We start from the raw sequence: 16,004 nt of genomic DNA, 5'->3' as shown, positions 1-16,004 counted from the left end.
GTGCCGCATGAGCGACCCGGCCGAGTTCCGCGTGCAGTTCGACGCCGACCTGACCTTCCGCAACGGCGGTGGGCTGCAGGTTCAGGGGTTCCGGCTCGACCTGCCCGGCGACACGATCTCCGATGACGATCTCGCGGCGCTGTTCGTCCGGCACCTGGGCCTGCTCATGGTCGGGACGGTCGCGATCAGCAACAAGACCGTGCTGGCGGAGGCCCACAAGGGATCGCGCGGAGTGGCGACCGGCCGGCCCGCCGAGCGGCGCGTCGTCGACCTCTCGCACGTCCTGCGGGACGGCGTGATCACGGTGCCCGGGCTGCCCGGACCGGAGATCGGCGCTCACCTGAGCAGGGCGGAGTCGGCCTCGCGCTACGCGCCGGGCACGAGCTTCCAGTTCGACCGGATCACGATGGTCTCCGGCACCGGCACGTACGTCGACAGCCCCAACCACCGGTTCGCCGACGGCGCGGACGTGGCGGGGCTGCCGCTGGCGCGGCTGGCCGACCTCGACGGGCTCGTGGTGCGGATCACCGAGGGCGGGCCGATCGACGTCACCGTGCTCGCGCCGTACGACGTGCGCGGCCGGGCGGTGCTCATCCACACCGGCTGGGACCGGCACTGGGGCACCGCGGCCTACGGCTCGGGCGAGCACCCGTACGTCACCGCGGAGGCCGCCGCCTGGCTCGTCCGGCAGGACGCCGCGCTGGTGGGCATCGACACCGTGAACATCGACACCAACGCCGACCCGGCCCGCCCCGCGCACACCACGCTGCTCGCCGCCGGGATCCCGATCGTCGAGCACCTGACCGGGCTCGGCCAATTGCCGCCGGACGGCTTCCGGTTCCACGCCGCGCCGCCCGCCGTCGAGGACATGTGCTCGTTCACGGTGCGCGCCTACGCGGTGATCGGTGCCTGACTCCTAGTCGTCACCGTCGAACGTCGCGTCCTGCTTGCGCCAGGTCTCGTTGCGCTCGCGGGCCGTGGCCAGGGCGTCGGCCGCCTCCCCCTGGGACTGGTAAGGGCCCATGCGATCCTTGTTGGGACAGCCCGCGCCGTGCTCGACCTTCATGTGCTTGAGACAGAACCACCAGTCACCGTCGTCCTTGCTCATCCAAATCCTCCGATCTTGACCTGCCTCAGATTCGTGCCCGGATCCGCTGACTACACTCCAGGTATATGACGACCCAACTTCTCCGGCCCGGCCGCGTCTCGCCCATGCGCAAGGTTCCCGCCCACATCGCGCGGCCGGAGTACGTCGGCAAGAAGCGTCCCAGGACGGGCGAGCCGGACGTCAAGACCCCCGAGATCATCGAGCGGATGCGGGTGGCCGGCCGGATCGCCGCGCAGGCGCTGGAGGAGGTCGGCCGGCATGTGCGGCCCGGCGTCACCACCGACGAGCTGGACGTCATCGGGCACGAGTTCCTGCTGGAGCACGACGCCTACCCCTCCACGCTCGGCTACCGCGGTTTCCCCAAGTCGCTCTGCACCTCGGTCAACGAGGTGATCTGCCATGGGATCCCGGACGACACCGTGCTGCGCGACGGCGACATCGTCAACGTCGACATCACGGCGTTCATCGACGGCGTGCACGGCGACACCGACGCCACGTTCCTGTGCGGCGACGTCGACGAGGAGTCGCGGCTCCTGGTCGAGCGCACCCGCGAGGCCACGACGCGCGCCATCAAGGCGGTCGCGCCGGGCCGCGCGCTCAACGTGATCGGCCGCGTGATCGAGTCGTACGCCAAGCGGTTCGGGTACGGAGTCGTGCGCGACTTCACCGGCCACGGCATCGGCACCACGTTCCACTCCGGGCTGGTCGTGCCGCACTACGACGACCCGGGCGCCACCACGATGATGCAGCCGGGCATGACGTTCACCATCGAGCCGATGCTCACGCTCGGCACCCACGACTACGACATGTGGGACGACGGCTGGACGGTCGTCACCAAGGACCGCAGGCGCACCGCGCAGTTCGAGCACACGCTCCTGGTGACCGAGGACGGCCACGAGATCCTGACCCTGCCCTGACCCCTCCCCCGACAACGAAATCACCGATACCGGCTCGGGAGATCGCTCGATGAACGCCCCAGCGCCGTACGAACCACGGGTTCCCTCGGACAGCATGCCGCCCGGTCGAGCGGCGTTGAGCGTGACCTGGGCGGCGTTGCCGTTCCTCAGCCTCGGCTATGCCACCCCGTTCACGTTCGCCGCGGCGGCGCTCTGGCGGCGCAGCGCCCATCTCCTGGTGGCGTCCGCGGCCTACATCTCGGCGTTCACGCTGCTGCTCGTGCTCATGCCGGACATCGACGAGGCCGGCACCAGGAGGGTCATCGGCATCCTCATCTTCCTGCTGGCCATCGTCGGCTGCGGGCACGCCTTCCTGATCCGGCGCCGGGTGTTCGACCCCGACGGCCTGTCCGGCGTCGACAACGACGCGGTCATCGAGCGGGTGCGGCGGCAGCGGCTGCTGCGCGACAAGGCCCGCAAGCTGGCCGCAGACGATCCCGGCCTGGCCCGCGAGCTGCGCATCGGCCGTCCCGACCTGCCGCGCGAGTACAACGACGGCGGCCTGGTCGACGTCAACCACGCCCCGGCGGAGGTGCTGGCGCTGCTGCCGGGCATCACCCCGCAGCTCGCCGTGCAGATCGAGCGGGTGCGCGCCGAGGCCGGCGGGTTCGTGTCGGCCGAGGAGCTGTCGGCGCTGGCGGGGCTGCCGCCGGCCCTCACGGCGGGCGTGGCCGACTACGCGGTCTTCATCCGCTGACGGGCGAGGCGCGGCCACGACGTAGCACCGGGCGATTCCCGGGTAGGTAGCCTGCGTGGCCGCGAAGGACGGGAAGGCGAAGAAGGGCGGGACGGGCGATCCGCTCGCCGAGTACCGGGACAAGCGCGACGCGGGCAGGACGCCCGAGCCGGTGCCGTCGAGCGACGCGCTGCCGAAGGGCGACGACGACACGTTCGTGATCCAGGAGCATCACGCCCGCAGCCTGCACTGGGACCTGCGGCTCGAACGGGACGGCGTGCTCGTGTCATGGGCGGTGCCCAAGGGCATCCCGCCGAGCCCGAAGGTGAACCACCTCGCCGTCCATACCGAGGACCACCCGCTGGAGTACGCCACGTTCGAGGGCGACATCCCGAAGGGCGAGTACGGCGGCGGCAAGATGACGATCTGGGACCGCGGCACGTACGAGACCGAGAAGTGGTCCGAGCGCGAGGTCATGATCGTGCTGCACGGCTCGCGGGTGTCGGGGAAGTACGTGCTGTTCCGCACGCGCGGCAAGAACTGGATGATCCACCGCATGGACCCGCCCGCCGACCCCGACGCCGAGCCGCTGCCGGAGAAGGTGCGGCCGATGCGCCCCGCCGAGGGCCGCCGCCTCCCCCGCGACCAGGGGGCGTACGGCTTCGAGTTCGCGTGGGGCGGCCGCCGGCTGCTCGCGTACGTCGAGGGCGGGCGCACCCGGTTCACCGACGGGCGGGCGCGCGAGGTCGGCGGCCCGGCCGGCCTCGGCGGCCCGCTCGGCCGCGACGTGGGCGCCCGGCCGGTCGTGCTGGACGGCGAGCTCGCCCAGGTGAACGGGACCGAGACCTACCTCATCTTCGACGTGCTGCATCTGGACGGGCATCCGCTGCTCGACGTCCCCTACTCCGAACGCCGCGAGCGGCTGGACGAGCTGGGGTTGTCGGGACCGCGCTGGCAGACGACGCCGTGGTTCCCGGGCGAGGGAGACGCCGTGCGGGAGGCGGCCGGGTCGCAGGGGCTCCCCGCGATCGTCGCCAAGCGCCTCGACTCCCCGTACCGGCCGGGTGAGGAGTCGGACGCCTGGCGGCTCATCCCCGTCCAGTAGGCCCGTTCAGCAGGCGCTGTCAGTAGGCGACGGTGATGCGGCGGCCGACCGCGTTCCGGTTCTCCAGCTCGTCGACCAGCGCGATGGCGTAGTCCTCGGCGCTGATGCGGCTGTTGCCCTCGGCGTCGGCCAGCAGCCGGTCGCCGCCCAGCCGGAACGTGCCGGTCCGCTCGCCCGGCTCGATGACCCCGGCGGGCGAGATGTAGGTCCACTCCAGGTCGTCCGCCTCCTTCCGGATCAGCTCCAGCAGCTCGGCCTGCGCCAGGGACTCGGCCTTGTACATCTCCGGGAAGTGCGGGTCGTCGACGAGCCGGACGCCCGGCGCCGTCTCCAGGCTGCCCGCGCCGCCCACCACGACCAGGCGCCGCACCCCGGCCCGGCGCAGCCCGTCCAGCACGGCGCGCCCGGCCGCCAGCAGGGGGCCGGCGGCGTCCGAGCCGTCGCGCGGCGGCGCGATCGCCAGCACGACGGCGTCGTGCCCGGCGGCGGCCGCCGCGACGGCCCCGGTGTCGCCGGCGGTGAGTTTCGTGGTCCCCTCCGCCCCGCCGCGGGTGGTGCCGGTGACCTCGTGGCCCCGCGTGCGGGCCTCGGCGGCGACCCGGCTCCCGATCATGCCGGTGGCGCCGATCAGCAGAATCCTCATGGCTCTGACCTCCGTGAACGTCGTCATGCTTCGACGGTATCCATCGGATACTGGTTACTTCAACGTGCCATTGGTACCCTATGGAAACCATGATGAACGGTGACGCCTTCGACCCCGACTGCCCGACCCGGCTGATCCTCGACCGCATCGGCGACAAGTGGTCGGTGCTGGTCGTGCTGAGCCTGCGCGACGGACCGCGCCGCTTCACCCAGCTCCGCGACAGGATCGGCGGTGTCACCCCCAAGGTCCTTACCCAGACCCTGCGGGCGATGGAACGCGACGGCCTGCTGACCCGGCGTGTGTTCGCCGAGGTGCCGCCCCGGGTCGAGTACGAGCTGACCCCGCTGGGCCTGTCCCTCCAGCGGCCGATCCAGGCGATCACCGACTGGGCCGAGGAGAACGTGAACGAGGTCATGACGGCCCGTTCGGCCCACGCGGGAACCTGAGCCGCCGCCAGTCCCTCAAATCGGTAGAGAGCCGCACCGGCGCGCCGTCGCCGGTGCCGATCACCATCCGGTTAGAGTCCGGCCGTGGCGACGAAAAAGGTGAATACGCGGGTGAAGCTCGCATGATGGGCCGAACGCACGCGCTCAGCGGAGCGCTGGCCTGGATGGCCGCGGTGCCGGTCATCAGCCAGGAGAGACTCCTCGACGACTACGCCGTCTCGTTGTCCGCCCAGCAGGTCCTCGCGGGCGCGGTCGTCTGCGCGGGCGCGGCGATCCTCCCGGACATCGACCACCACAACGGCCGCATCGCCAACACCTTCGGCCCGATCACGAACGTCATGTGCAAGTGGATCGGCAAGGCGTCCGGCGGGCACCGGATGGCCACGCACTCGATCCTGTTCGCGGTGCTCATCGGCTGGGCCATGGACGCCCTCGCCACCCACTACGTCTACGCGTGGTGGGCCTGCCTCTTCATGATCGTCGGCCTCGGGCTGCGCGGCGTGGGCTTCGACTTCGAGGGCAAGGAGCCGCAGTCCGCCTTGATGGACTGTGCCCTCGCGGGCATCACGGTCTGGCTCATGCACGACCTCGACATGAGCTTCGTCGGCTTCGCGGTGACACTCGGCTGCCTCGCGCACGTCGCCGGAGACTGCCTGACTCCACGCGGCTGCCCGGTCTTCTGGCCGCTCCAGCTGCGCGTCGAGCTCCCGGTGGTCCCGCGTACGGACGGCAAGGTGGAGAAGTTCGTCATCGCACCGCTGCTGACCCTGGGCGTCGCCATCATGGCCGTGCGTTCCATCCTGGGGGACGTCGCGGCCGACTGGCTCAACAACACCGGCTGACGGGCCTCAGCGCAGGTCGCGGTAGTTCTTGCACGAGAGGATCTGTCGTATGTGGGGCGGCTCCGGGGTCCCCGGCGCCTTGGTCAGCACCACGCGCACCCCGCCGTCCACGTCGGCGGCCTCTCCGGTGCACGCGAGCTGGCCGAGTGCCCGCCGTGACCATTTCACCTCCAGGGCCGGTGTGACCTCCAGAACGCGGATCTCCGAGGATCCGCTCCACCGTCCCCACAGGGGGGCGACCGGCACCTCAGAGGACAGCCCCTTGGATTGCTCGTCCCAGGTGGGCGCCGCGGCCAGCTGGTTGATCGCGAGCAGTTCGAAGCCGGGGAGCGCGGGGCGGGTCGTCTCGACCAGCTTCCCCTTCTTGACGAGGAACACCGTGATCGTGCCGCGCGCCCCGGCCCCGGGCGCGGGACCCGCGCTGACGACCGCGGTGCTCCGGACACCCCAGCCGCGCACCACCACCGCCACCAGCGCCACCGTGACGCCCGCCGCGATCGTCACGGCGGCGGCACGCAGCACGTTCGACCGTCGCATCATTCCTCCTCAGCTCCGCCTGGCCCGGCCAGCGGCAGCCAGAGCGTGAACACCGCACCGCCCTCCGCCGCGTTCCCGGCCTCCAGCACGCCTCCGTGCAGCACCGCGTTCTCGCGGGCGATGGAGAGACCCAGACCGCTCCCCTCACTGCGCGACCGGGCGGCCTCCGCCTTGACGAACCGGTCGAAGATCACCGGCAGCACCTCGGCGGGGATGCCGGGCCCGCCGTCGGTGACCACGAGTTCGAGCCCGTCCCGGCCGTCCCGGACGGCGCGGCCGAAGCCCAGCCGGACCGGCGGGCGCCCGTGCCGGAGCGCGTTGCCCGCCAGGTTGGCGACGATCACGTCGAAACGGCGCGGATCGAGCCGGGCCACGAGGTCCGCGGGTCCTTCCACCTCGATCCGGTCCGCCAGGCCCCGGGCGCCGAGCGTGGCGGCGACCGCCTCGGCCACCACGACGTCGTCCAGGACCAGGCGCGCCGCGCCCGCGTCGAAGCGGCTGATCTCAAGGAGGTCGTCGGTGAGCCGGCTGAGGCGGCGGGTCTCCTCGGCCACGAGCCGGACGGCCAGCGTCCCATCAGTGAGCACCGCCCCGTCTCCGTCGTCCACCGTCCCGTCCGCGAGCACGTCCGTCGCCGCGACCATCGCGGTCAGCGGCGTGCGGAGCTCGTGCGACACGTCGGCGACGAACCGGCGCGACGCGGCGTCCTTCGCCCGCAGTTCGGTCACCATGCCTTCGAGCGCGTCGGCGGTGCGGTTGAAGGTCTCGGCCAGGTCGGCGAGCTCGTCCGCGCCGCGGACCTCCACCCGCGTACCGAAGTCGCCCGACCCGAGAGCACGCGCGGCCCGGCCGAGCCCGCGCACCGGACGCAGCACCCCCCGGCTCGCCAGCAAGGCCAGGATCAGCGCGGCCAGAAGGGCCAGCGCGTCGGCGACCACGATCGACCGGGTGAACGAACGGAGGTCGGCGGCGACGCGTTCGAGGCTCACCGACACGATGGCCACCGGTACCGGGGCCTGCATTTCGACCTCGTCCGCGGGCACGCGGCTTCCGATCAGCAGGTAGGGACGGCCGTCGCCGACGACCCGCTGGAAGACCAGCCCCTTCACCGCCCGCCGCGCGAAGTCCGCCGTGACCCGGGCGTGCAGAGCACCGGCCGGTGGCAGCGGCGGGACGCCGAGCTGGCCGGAGCCGGCCGAGGGCCCGACGTAGGCCTTGCGGCGCCCGTCCGTCGTGGCGAGCGCCTTGGCCAGTATCTCGGCGAACTCCGTGGCGACACCCGGCGGAAAGCTGGTGGGGACCATGCGGGCGAAGGTCTGCCGGAACTGGATGAGCTCGGCCTCCTGCGTGCGCTGCAACATCTCCCGGCGCACCAGCACGTACGAGATCCCGCTCGCCCCCACCGAGGCCAGCAGCGCTACCGCGGCGAAGGCGGCGACCAGGCGGGCGCGCAGCCCGGTGAACGCCCTCACCGGACGGTGAACCGGTAGCCGAAGCCGCGGACGGTCTCGATGAGGCGCGGGTCGGCCGGCTCCACCTCGATCTTGGCGCGGACGCGTTGCACGCAGGCGTCCACGAGCCGGGAATCGCCCGGGTAGGTGTGCTCCCACACGGCGGCCAGCAGGTGCTGGCGGGTCATCGTGTGGCCCGGCCTGCGGGTCAGTTCGAGCAGCAGCCGCAGTTCGGTGGGGGTGAGCCGGACGTCGGAGCCCGCCTTGGTGACCTTCAGCGAGGTCCGGTCGATGACCAGGTCGCCGTAGGCCGACCGGTCGGCGTGGGTGTTCTCGGCGCGGCGCAGGACGGCCCGGATGCGGGCGTCCAGGACCCGCGGCTCCACCGGCTTGACCACGTAGTCGTCGGCGCCCGCCTCCAGTCCGAGGACGACGTCCAGATCGTCGCCGCGCGCGGTGAGCAGGATGACCGGCAGCGTGTCGGCGCGCCGGATGCGGCGGCACGTCTCGATGCCGTCGATGCCCGGGAGCATGACGTCCAGGACGGCGATCTCCGGGCGGCGGGCGCGCAGCGCCGCCAGGCCGTCCTCGCCGGTGTGCCGGGAGGTCACGCTGTGCCCGAGGCGGGTGAGCGCCATCTCCAGCGCCACCCGGGCCGAGGGGTCGTCTTCGACGAAGAGGATGCTCGCCACCCGGTCATTATCGATCATCCGGCGATCTTGATCCCGTTCTGTCACGAGATCCGGACATCGCCCCGACGTGACCATGACATTCGGGCACGACGGTGGGCCGCATGGTTCGAGTGCTCTCACCGTCGCAGGCGGCGACGATCATGCAGGCGCAGTCGTCGGCGCGCCGCCGGCGCCAGCTGACGGTGCTCTTCGTCTCGGGCTGGCTCGTCCAGGTCCTGATCCGGCTGTGGTTCGCCCGGACGCGGACGTGGCCGGCCGCCAACCCCGACGAGACCGGATACATGCTCGCGGCACGCTGGCTGGCGGGAGGACCCGGCGCCGACCTGTCGGGCAACACCTTCTACCAGGGCGGCTACCCGCTGCTGCTGACCCCGGCGTACTGGCTGAGCCACGATCCGGCGACGGTCTACACGCTGGTCATGGTGACGAACGCGATGGTCGGCGCCCTGGCGTTCCCGCTGGCCTACCTCGCCCTGCGCAGGCTCGGCACGGGACGGCGGGCCGCGGTGACGATGGGCTGGGCGGCGCCGCTGCTGCCCGCGTCGACGTTCTTCGGGGCGTACGCGCTCACGGACGCCGTGCTGCCCGTGATCGTGCTGGGCTGGGTCCTCGCGCTCGACCGGTTCGTGCGCCGCGGAGACGGGTGGACGGCGGCCGGCGCGAGCCTGATCGCCTGCTACGCCGCCGCGGTCCACACGCGCGGAACGGTGCTGGTGTGCGTCCACGCGGCCGCGCTTCTGGTCGTCCTGGCCAGGCGCGGGCGGCGGCTGACGGCGCTGCTCGGCGCCGTGACGACGGCGGGCGGCTTCTCGGCGGTCATGACCTTCCACGGCCTCGTCCAGGCGAACCTCTACCCGGAGGGTGTGCGGGATCTCGGGAACAACCTGGAGATCCGCCTGACCACGCTGGACGGGCAGCTGTGGGCGATCTCCGGAGCGATCGGGCAACTCTGGTACCTGACCGTCTCGACCTGGGGGCTGGCGGGCCTTGGTCTGGTCGCCCTGGTCGCCACCCTGGCCGGACGGCGCACGGGATTCGAGGAACGGCTCATGGCGGGAGTCGTCTTGGCCGCGACGGTCGGGGTGGCCTACATCTCGTCAGCGGCGCTGGGTGACGAGCACCGAGTCGGCAACTTCGCCTACGGCCGGTACCTGGCCTGCCTGGCGCTCGTGCCCACGCTCGCCGGTCTCGCGTTCCTGCTCCGTTCGGACCTGCGGCGGCAGATCATGGCCGCCGCGGGGGCCGCCGCCGTGACGGCGGGCAGCGGCCTGTGGGTGGCCCTGTACGCGGGCGAGCGGCTGCGCACCCACCATTTCATCGGGTTCGACTTCCCCGAGACCTCGTTCCTGGCCGCCGACCGGGCCGCGTTGCACCTGACCACGGCCTCGTTGTCGGCGCTCGGGCTGCTGGCGGGCCTTCTCGCGCTGCGGAGGCTGCACGAGTTCGCGCCGGCGGCGGGACTGCTCGCGATCAGCCTGGCCGCCATGACGTTCATCGTGGGCACGGGCATGAAGCGGGTGACACCCGACCCGCCCGTCCAGCTCCCGGCCGGCGGGCGGGTCGCCATCGACCGGTCGCTGGCCTGGGGAGTGCGGATCATCCTGCTGTACCCGGTCTGGTGGACCCGGCTGGAGCGGTTCGACTCGCGGACCACGCGCCCCGATCCGGAGGTGTGCACGGTGATCGTCAACCGGCCCGCCGGGACGGAGCCGGCGGCCTCCTGGCCGGGCCGTCCGGCGGGATGGACGGCCACGGCGGGAGAGTCGTGGGGCACCCATTGGGTCACCTGGCGGGCGCCGTCCTGCCCTGCGGAAGGGACCCTGCCCTGAGGAAGGGCCCGACGCCCCGGGGGACGAGCCCCGGAGCATCGGACCGTTCCAGCTCAGAATCGCGTGACGAGCGCGATGCGGTCGTGGTCGACCAGGAAGCCGTCGGAGACGAAGGTGACCTCGCCGCCGTACTCCAGGGTGGTCTCGATGATGTTGTCGACCACGTCGTCGACGACGTCGGCGCCCCTGAGCGCGCCGAGCGGCCCCTCCACCGGGACGAGCTCGTCGTGGGTCTTCACCGCCGGGGCGTAGTAGCCGCGCTCGACGACCAGGTGCTCGCCGCGGCCGTCCTCGACCAGGCTCATGACCTCGCCGAGCCCGGCGGCGTAGCGGTGGATGCTGCGCGCCGCCTCCAGCTCGGTGAGCACCGCGACCTCGCGGAAGTCGTCGTAGGCGTGCAGCACCGGCCGGGCCAGCTCGGCGAGCTGGCGGGGCGTGGCGCCCTCGTAGCTGCCGTCGACACGGCCCGCGATGGTCACGCCGTGGCCGGCGAGCTCGTCGAAGAACCTCTGGTGGCGGGTGACCCCCGCCACGATGACGGGCCGCCGGTCGTGGGCGAGCACGCCGTCGAGCGCCCCGGCCACCTCGCGGATCAGCTGCCGGTGGTGCTCGTCGCCGTGCCGGTCGATCCGGGGCGAATGGCGGGCGGCGCGTTCCTGCTCCCGGGTCGGGGAGCTGACCGGGAAGCCGTTCTCGGTGACCTCCGTGAGCTCGTCGCCCTGGCCGTCCCACAGCCGGGTGTGCTGGTCGGAGATCGACAGCAGCCAGTAGCGCGGGGTGCGGGTGTAGGCGGCGACCAGATCACGGGTCGCGAACGTGGTGTCAACGATCACGCGTTCGTCCACCGGCTGGTCGATCGTGAAGGCGTGGTGCTCGCCGTCCGGCGCCGCGAACAGCACCAGGCCGTCCTCGGCGTGCCGCAGGTCGACCTCGCCGGCCGCCCGTTCCAGGCCGCGCACGACCTCGTCGACGGCGGCGGGGGCGACCCGGGTGTCGTCGCGCAGCCGGCGGCGCACCTCGGCCAGGAGGTTGCGCAGGCGAATCGGGTCCTGCCGGTTGCCCGGCGCGCGGCGATTGGTCGGCATGAGCACCGACACCGCCGGGAACGTCCGCGGCTTGCGCAGTTCGGAGAGAGTAACGGCGTCCATGATCCCCCGATCGGTCGTCCTTCTCGTCTGGTCTCATTTGTAACGAGTCCCAGGTAAACGAGGCGTAAGCCGCGCTTGAGGATCGTTTCCGGTTAGCCGTAATTCGGCTCACGCGGAGACCGGGACGAGGACGCCCGGGTTGAGGATGCCCGCCGGATCCACGGCGTGCTTGGCCGCCCTGAGGGCGGCGGCGAACGGGTCGGGGCGCTGCCGGTCGTACCAGGGGCGGTGGTCGCGGCCGACGGCGTGGTGGTGGGTGATCGTGCCGCCCGCCGCGAGGACGGCCTCGCTCGCCGCCCGCTTGATCCCGTCCCACTGGGCGAGCTCGTCGCCGCGGCGGGCGGGGGCGAGCACGGTGAAGTACGGGGCCGGGCCGTCGGGATAGGTGAACGCGAACCGGCACGTCACGATCCCGGCGCCGCCGAGCGCGTCGCGGACGGCGCCTGTGACGGCCGCGTGGAACGCCGGGAACCGATCCCAGGTGACGGCGGTCTCGAAGGTCTCGGCGACGAGCCCGATGGCGGGGTAGGCGTTGCGGAGGTACGGCATGCGAAGGAACGCGTCCTTCCAGGCGGCGCCCTGCCCCCCGCCGGCCGTGCGGACCTCGTCCCACGTTCCGCCGTGCGCCCGTGCCAGCTCCAGGCCGCGGTCCATCCAGGCGCCGACGGGGTGATCGGCGGACTCGAAGCCGAGCATGAGCAGCGCGGACGTGCCGTCGCCGCCCGACGTCAGGCGCGCCTCGGCCGCGTCGAGCAGCCGGCAGTTCGACGGGTACAGCCCGGCCTGCGAGATCGCCCGCACCGCCTCCGCGCCTCGGTAGAACGACGGGAACCGCACCGCCGCCGAGGCGCGGTGATCGGGCCGGGGCCGGACCCGCACCCAGGCCTCAGTGATCACGCCGAGCGCGCCCTCCGAGCCGAGCAGCATCCGGTCCGGCGACACGCCCGCGCCCGAGCCCGGCAGGCGCCGCGACTCCCAGACGCCGCGCGGGGTGATGGCGCGGACCGACTCGACCAGATCGTCGATGCGGGTCGTGAGCGTGGCGAAGTGCCCGCCCGCCCGGGTGGCGATCCAGCCGCCCAGCGTGGAGAGCTCGTACGACTGCGGGAAGTGCCGCAGGGTGAGGCCGTGGGCACCGAGATGGCGGTCGATGCCGGGACCGAGCATGCCCGCCTGGATCCGGGCCGCCCGCGAGACCTCGTCGACCTCCAGCACCCGGCCGAGGCGGCCCAGGTCGAGGCTGACGGTGGGGCCGAGGCCGCGCGGCTCGACTCCGCCGACGACGCTCGTGCCGCCGCCGTAGGGAATGACGGCGACGCGCGAGTTCTCGGCCCACTCCAGGACGCGGATGAGGTCGTGCTCGTCGCCCGGCCGCGCGACGACGTCCGGCGGGTCGTCGAAGCGGCCCCGGAAGGCCCGCACGAGGTCGCGATAGGCCTGCCCGTAGGTGTGCGCGATCCGCTCGTGCGGCTCGGTGGTGCAGAACGGCAGCGCCGGCGGGGCGACCCGGGGCGGGGGCAGCCGGACGGCCTCGGCGGGCACCGGCTCCTCGATCGTGCCGTCGAGTTCGAAGCCGGTCACGGCACTCATCAGCTCGGCGGCGGCCGTGATCTCGGCCCGCGACGGCTCCTCGTTCGCGTACCCCCAGGCCCAGTGGCTTCTGCGTCTCATGATGAGAGCCTCCCGCGAAAGGCGCGCCGGGTCAGCCGAGCCGTTCGATGACCGGGCCGAACACGTCCATGAAGGGGCCGTGCACCGTGATGTAGGAGAACCCGTACCGCTCGCGCCGTTCCCGCAACTGCTCGGCCATCTGCTCCTCGGTGCCGATGAGCAGGTAGGGCGTCTCCAGGATCTCGTCGGCCGTCAGGTGGGGCAGCCGCCGGACGTTCTCCTCCGCCACCGCCCGGCGGTCATCGGTGACGACCACGAACTGCACGAGCAGGTTCCACTCGATCTCGCCGGCACGGTCGCCCGCGTGCTCGCGGACGAACCGCACCCGGTCGTCGGCCTGCTCGGCGGTGCCCAGCAGGAACGTGCCGGGCGGCTGCCCCTTCGCCTGGTAGACCCCCGCGATCCCGACGATGTCGGCGTGCTCGGCGGCGAGCCGCAGCACGGTGTCGCCCGTTCCGCCGATGAGCAGCGGCGGTCCCGACCCGCCGAACCCGGTCCGCTGCTCAGGCACGAGGTCTGTCAGCCCGAACATCTCGGCCGTCGCCCTGCGCTGCTCGTAGCCGGACGTCGCGAAGATGCGGCCCAGTTCCTCGACGGTCTCGGCCAGCCGGTCGACGCGGGCGCCGAACGGCTGCCAGGGGATGCCCGCCTCGTCGAACTCCCACTTCATGTGGCCCGCGCCGAGGCCGATCTCGACCCGCCCGCCGGTGAGCCGGTCGGCGGTCACGATCTCCCGGGCGAGCAGGTGCGGGTTCCAGAACGGCGCGTTCAGCACCAGCGTGCCGACCCGCAGCCGTTCGGTGGCGTCCGCCGCGGCCATCATCGTGGGGAAGGGCGCCGGGGCGCCCAGATGATCGGCCGCGAGCGCGATGTCGTAGCCGAGGCCCTCCGCGCGGCGGCAGCGCTCGACGAACTCCGCCCGCGACGGCACGTCGAAGACGTTGAAGCCGAACCGGAAATCCGGCATGCCCTGCTCCTAACCGGGCGTGATGAAGCCCGTCTCGTACGCGAAGATCACGGCCTGGGTGCGGTCGCGGGCGTGGAGCTTGCCCAGCACGTTGCCGACATGGGTCTTGACCGTCTGCGGGCTGACGAACAGCTCCGCGGCGATCTCGGCGTTCGAGTGGCCCTTGGCCATCAGCCGCAGCACGTCGGCCTCGCGCTCGGTGAGCTGGGCGTGCCAGCGCGCGCCGCCGCCGCCGCTGCCGCCCGCGCCGCCGTGCGCCGCGGCGAGCGACCGGATCGCGGCCGGGAAGAGCAGGGTGTCGCCGTGCGCCACCATGCGGATGGCCTGGAGGATCTCCTCGGGGCGGGTCCGCTTGAGCAGGAACCCGCTGGCGCCGGCCTTGAGCGCGTCGTAGACGTACTCGTCGTTCTCGAACGTCGTGACGACGATGACGCGGGGCGGCTCGGGGCCCTCCATGATGCGCCGGGTCGCCTGGATGCCGTCCAGCTTGGGCATCCGCACGTCCATGAGGATCACGTCCGGCTCGACCCGCTTCACCTCGGCCGGCACGTCGGCGCCGTCGGCGGCCTCGCCGACCACGGTGAGGTCCGGCTCGGCATTGATGATGGCGGCCAGACCGGCGCGGATCAGCCGCTCATCGTCCACCAGCAGCACCCGTATTGTCATGAACCCGACCTTAGGGGCAGCGACACCCCGACGCGCCACTGGCCGCCGTCCGGGCCCGCGGTCATGTCGCCGCGCAGCACGGTCACCCGTTCGCGGATGCCGTCCAGCCCGCGGCCGCCGCTGTGATGCCCGGCGGACACACCGTCCAGCGGATTGCTCACCTCGACCTCCAGCCTGCCACCGCGGACCGTGATGCGCAGTCGCACCGGCACCTTGCCGGCGTGCCGCAGCGCGTTGGTCAGGGCCTCCTGGACGATCCGGTAGGCCTCGCGCGACACCGCGGCGGGCACGTGCTCGACGCCCCCGTCCACCTCGGCGTCGAGCTTCACGCCCGCGATCCGGGTCTGCTCCAGCAGGCGATCGACGTCCTTGAGGGTGGCCTGCGGTGCGGTGCGCGGCGAGGCGTCCTCGCGCAGCAGGCCCAGCACGTGATCGAGATCCTCCAGCGCGGACCGCGCCGACTCCTCGATCGCGCTCAGCGCCTCGCGGGCGAACGCGGGGTCGGTGTCGAGCACCCGCCCGGCGGCGCCCGCCTGGAGCGTGACCACGCTGAGCGCGTGCCCGACGGAGTCGTGCAGCTCGCGCGCCAGCCGGTTGCGCTCGGCCAGCTTCACCGCCTTGGTCTCCAGCTCGGCCAGCCGCTCGGTGGGCGTGGGGCCGAGGAAGATCGGGGCCAGCCGGCTCAGCATCTCCCCCGCCGCGATGATGAGCGCGAGCAGGACGAGGACCATCAGCAGCCCGGCCGGCGGGCCGAGCCACTCCCACGCGCTCTGCTTCCAACCGTGCAGTGGCGACTCGTCCTCGGCAAGGCCCCAGTCGACGAACGGGAACAGCAGCAGGCCGATGGCGAACGGCGGGATCGCCAGGCTCATCGCGGCGATCACCACGCCGACGTGCAGGTGCAGGCTGAACCAGGCCCCGGCGCGCGCCCGCGACTCCCAGGAGTCCGGCGGCCGGGCGTTCAGCTCGCCGCTCGCGCCGCGCAGCAGTTCCCTGGCCGCCGTGCTCTCCAGGGGACGCACGGTCGGGACGAGCCCGGTGACGAACGCCGCGAAGATCGGCACGATGAGCACGGCCACGCCCGACAGCCCGCCTTGGGGTATGAAGGGCACGAGTCCGACGAGCACCATGCCGAGAAGCCAGTAGGGCAGGAGCAGCGCGCCGCCCACGACGAGATACGCCCACCGTCGCCAGGTGGTCTGGTCGGTGAGGCGGCGCAGAACCATGGACACACCACGATCCTTACAGATCGCCAGGGTCGGGGGCT

General features: G+C 72.5%; 17 protein-coding genes. 7 read left to right on the top strand and 10 right to left on the bottom strand.

Annotated elements, in window-relative coordinates:
* The first annotated feature begins 7 nt into the window (after positions 1-7).
* Positions 8-913, top strand: a complete 906-nt coding sequence (locus ACGFNU_RS11745) for a cyclase family protein (protein ID WP_392592592.1) — start codon at positions 8-10, stop codon at positions 911-913.
* Between the two features lie 3 nt (positions 914-916).
* Here ACGFNU_RS11745 and ACGFNU_RS11740 read toward each other — a convergent pair whose 3' ends face one another.
* Positions 917-1,108, bottom strand: coding sequence for a hypothetical protein (locus ACGFNU_RS11740; RefSeq protein ID WP_392592591.1), 192 nt, complete (start codon positions 1,106-1,108; stop codon positions 917-919).
* A gap of 65 nt (positions 1,109-1,173) precedes the next feature.
* Between ACGFNU_RS11740 and map the strand changes: the two genes are divergently transcribed.
* From map to ACGFNU_RS11725, 3 genes are all read left to right on the top strand, one after another.
* Positions 1,174-2,025, top strand: a complete 852-nt coding sequence (map, locus tag ACGFNU_RS11735) for a type I methionyl aminopeptidase (RefSeq protein WP_392592589.1) — start codon at positions 1,174-1,176, stop codon at positions 2,023-2,025.
* 94 nt (positions 2,026-2,119) lie between these two features.
* Positions 2,120-2,761: a ComEA family DNA-binding protein gene (locus ACGFNU_RS11730; protein ID WP_392592587.1), complete on the top strand. Its 642-nt coding sequence runs from the start codon at positions 2,120-2,122 to the stop codon at positions 2,759-2,761.
* Between the two features lie 55 nt (positions 2,762-2,816).
* Positions 2,817-3,845, top strand: coding sequence for a DNA polymerase ligase N-terminal domain-containing protein (locus tag ACGFNU_RS11725; RefSeq protein ID WP_392592585.1), 1,029 nt, complete (start codon positions 2,817-2,819; stop codon positions 3,843-3,845).
* Positions 3,846-3,864: 19 nt separating this feature from the next.
* On the opposite strand, the gene ACGFNU_RS11720 is transcribed toward ACGFNU_RS11725, so the two are convergent.
* Positions 3,865-4,515, bottom strand: a complete 651-nt coding sequence (locus ACGFNU_RS11720; protein ID WP_392592583.1) for an NAD(P)-dependent oxidoreductase — start codon at positions 4,513-4,515, stop codon at positions 3,865-3,867.
* A gap of 62 nt (positions 4,516-4,577) precedes the next feature.
* On the opposite strand from ACGFNU_RS11720, the gene ACGFNU_RS11715 reads away from it, so the two are divergent.
* Together ACGFNU_RS11715 and ACGFNU_RS11710 are read left to right on the top strand one after the other, a co-directional pair.
* A complete protein-coding gene (locus tag ACGFNU_RS11715) occupies positions 4,578-4,934 on the top strand; it encodes a winged helix-turn-helix transcriptional regulator (RefSeq protein WP_392592581.1) in 357 nt (118 codons plus the stop codon).
* Positions 4,935-5,056: 122 nt separating this feature from the next.
* Positions 5,057-5,776 carry a metal-dependent hydrolase gene (locus ACGFNU_RS11710; protein WP_392592579.1) on the top strand — a complete coding sequence of 240 codons (720 nt, stop codon included), beginning with the start codon at positions 5,057-5,059 and terminating at the stop codon, positions 5,774-5,776.
* 6 nt (positions 5,777-5,782) lie between these two features.
* Here the strand turns inward: ACGFNU_RS11710 and ACGFNU_RS11705 are convergent, their stop codons facing one another.
* From ACGFNU_RS11705 to ACGFNU_RS11695, 3 genes are read right to left on the bottom strand one after another with little or no spacing between them, the layout of a single operon-like run.
* Positions 5,783-6,313: a hypothetical protein gene (locus ACGFNU_RS11705; RefSeq protein WP_392592577.1), complete on the bottom strand. Its 531-nt coding sequence runs from the start codon at positions 6,311-6,313 to the stop codon at positions 5,783-5,785.
* Positions 6,313-7,785: an ATP-binding protein gene (locus ACGFNU_RS11700; RefSeq protein ID WP_392592575.1), complete on the bottom strand. Its 1,473-nt coding sequence runs from the start codon at positions 7,783-7,785 to the stop codon at positions 6,313-6,315. The genes ACGFNU_RS11705 and ACGFNU_RS11700 overlap by 1 nt, the downstream gene beginning before the upstream one ends.
* On the bottom strand, positions 7,782-8,474 hold the full coding sequence (locus tag ACGFNU_RS11695; RefSeq protein WP_392592573.1) for a response regulator transcription factor: 693 nt from the start codon (positions 8,472-8,474) through the stop codon (positions 7,782-7,784). The genes ACGFNU_RS11700 and ACGFNU_RS11695 overlap by 4 nt, the downstream gene beginning before the upstream one ends.
* An 83-nt stretch (positions 8,475-8,557) precedes the next feature.
* On the opposite strand from ACGFNU_RS11695, the gene ACGFNU_RS11690 reads away from it, so the two are divergent.
* Positions 8,558-10,285, top strand: coding sequence for a hypothetical protein (locus ACGFNU_RS11690; protein WP_392592572.1), 1,728 nt, complete (start codon positions 8,558-8,560; stop codon positions 10,283-10,285).
* Between the two features lie 53 nt (positions 10,286-10,338).
* Here the strand turns inward: ACGFNU_RS11690 and ACGFNU_RS11685 are convergent, their stop codons facing one another.
* The 5 genes from ACGFNU_RS11685 to ACGFNU_RS11665 form a co-directional block, all read right to left on the bottom strand.
* On the bottom strand, positions 10,339-11,433 hold the full coding sequence (locus tag ACGFNU_RS11685) for a hypothetical protein (protein WP_392592570.1): 1,095 nt from the start codon (positions 11,431-11,433) through the stop codon (positions 10,339-10,341).
* Positions 11,434-11,541: 108 nt separating this feature from the next.
* Complete coding sequence (locus ACGFNU_RS11680) at positions 11,542-13,104, bottom strand: FAD-binding oxidoreductase (protein WP_392592568.1); 1,563 nt, start codon at positions 13,102-13,104, stop codon at positions 11,542-11,544.
* Positions 13,105-13,135: 31 nt separating this feature from the next.
* Entirely contained in the window at positions 13,136-14,071 is a 936-nt protein-coding gene (locus ACGFNU_RS11675; protein WP_392592566.1) for an LLM class F420-dependent oxidoreductase, read from the bottom strand.
* A gap of 9 nt (positions 14,072-14,080) precedes the next feature.
* Positions 14,081-14,737 (bottom strand): response regulator, encoded by a 657-nt coding sequence (locus ACGFNU_RS11670; RefSeq protein ID WP_392592564.1) that lies wholly within the window; start codon positions 14,735-14,737, stop codon positions 14,081-14,083.
* Positions 14,734-15,963: a sensor histidine kinase gene (locus ACGFNU_RS11665; RefSeq protein WP_392593503.1), complete on the bottom strand. Its 1,230-nt coding sequence runs from the start codon at positions 15,961-15,963 to the stop codon at positions 14,734-14,736. Before ACGFNU_RS11665 ends, ACGFNU_RS11670 begins: the two co-directional genes overlap by 4 nt.
* Between the last annotated feature and the right edge of the window lie 41 nt (positions 15,964-16,004).

Origin of the sequence: Spirillospora sp. NPDC048911 (assembly GCF_043198015.1) — a bacterium.
Classification (GTDB): domain Bacteria; phylum Actinomycetota; class Actinomycetes; order Streptosporangiales; family Streptosporangiaceae; genus Spirillospora.
The sequence above is the reverse complement of the archived record's forward strand: the minus strand, read 5'-3'. Positions and strand labels throughout refer to the sequence as shown.

Bases quoted from the DNA above. Each gene is read 5' to 3' on its own strand.
- ACGFNU_RS11705 (WP_392592577.1), bottom strand. From the start codon at position 6,313: ATGCGACGGTCGAACGTGCTGCGTGCCGCCGCCGTGACGATCGCGGCG.
- ACGFNU_RS11695 (WP_392592573.1), bottom strand. From the start codon at position 8,474: ATGATCGATAATGACCGGGTGGCGAGCATCCTCTTCGTCGAAGACGAC.
- ACGFNU_RS11720 (WP_392592583.1), bottom strand. From the start codon at position 4,515: ATGACGACGTTCACGGAGGTCAGAGCCATGAGGATTCTGCTGATCGGC.
- ACGFNU_RS11680 (WP_392592568.1), bottom strand. From the start codon at position 13,104: ATGAGACGCAGAAGCCACTGGGCCTGGGGGTACGCGAACGAGGAGCCG.
- ACGFNU_RS11710 (WP_392592579.1), top strand. From the start codon at position 5,057: ATGATGGGCCGAACGCACGCGCTCAGCGGAGCGCTGGCCTGGATGGCC.
- ACGFNU_RS11690 (WP_392592572.1), top strand. From the start codon at position 8,558: ATGGTTCGAGTGCTCTCACCGTCGCAGGCGGCGACGATCATGCAGGCG.
- ACGFNU_RS11685 (WP_392592570.1), bottom strand. From the start codon at position 11,433: ATGGACGCCGTTACTCTCTCCGAACTGCGCAAGCCGCGGACGTTCCCG.
- ACGFNU_RS11740 (WP_392592591.1), bottom strand. From the start codon at position 1,108: ATGAGCAAGGACGACGGTGACTGGTGGTTCTGTCTCAAGCACATGAAG.
- map (WP_392592589.1), top strand. From the start codon at position 1,174: ATGACGACCCAACTTCTCCGGCCCGGCCGCGTCTCGCCCATGCGCAAG.
- ACGFNU_RS11670 (WP_392592564.1), bottom strand. From the start codon at position 14,737: ATGACAATACGGGTGCTGCTGGTGGACGATGAGCGGCTGATCCGCGCC.
- ACGFNU_RS11730 (WP_392592587.1), top strand. From the start codon at position 2,120: ATGCCGCCCGGTCGAGCGGCGTTGAGCGTGACCTGGGCGGCGTTGCCG.
- ACGFNU_RS11745 (WP_392592592.1), top strand. From the start codon at position 8: ATGAGCGACCCGGCCGAGTTCCGCGTGCAGTTCGACGCCGACCTGACC.
- ACGFNU_RS11665 (WP_392593503.1), bottom strand. From the start codon at position 15,963: ATGGTTCTGCGCCGCCTCACCGACCAGACCACCTGGCGACGGTGGGCG.
- ACGFNU_RS11675 (WP_392592566.1), bottom strand. From the start codon at position 14,071: ATGCCGGATTTCCGGTTCGGCTTCAACGTCTTCGACGTGCCGTCGCGG.
- ACGFNU_RS11715 (WP_392592581.1), top strand. From the start codon at position 4,578: ATGATGAACGGTGACGCCTTCGACCCCGACTGCCCGACCCGGCTGATC.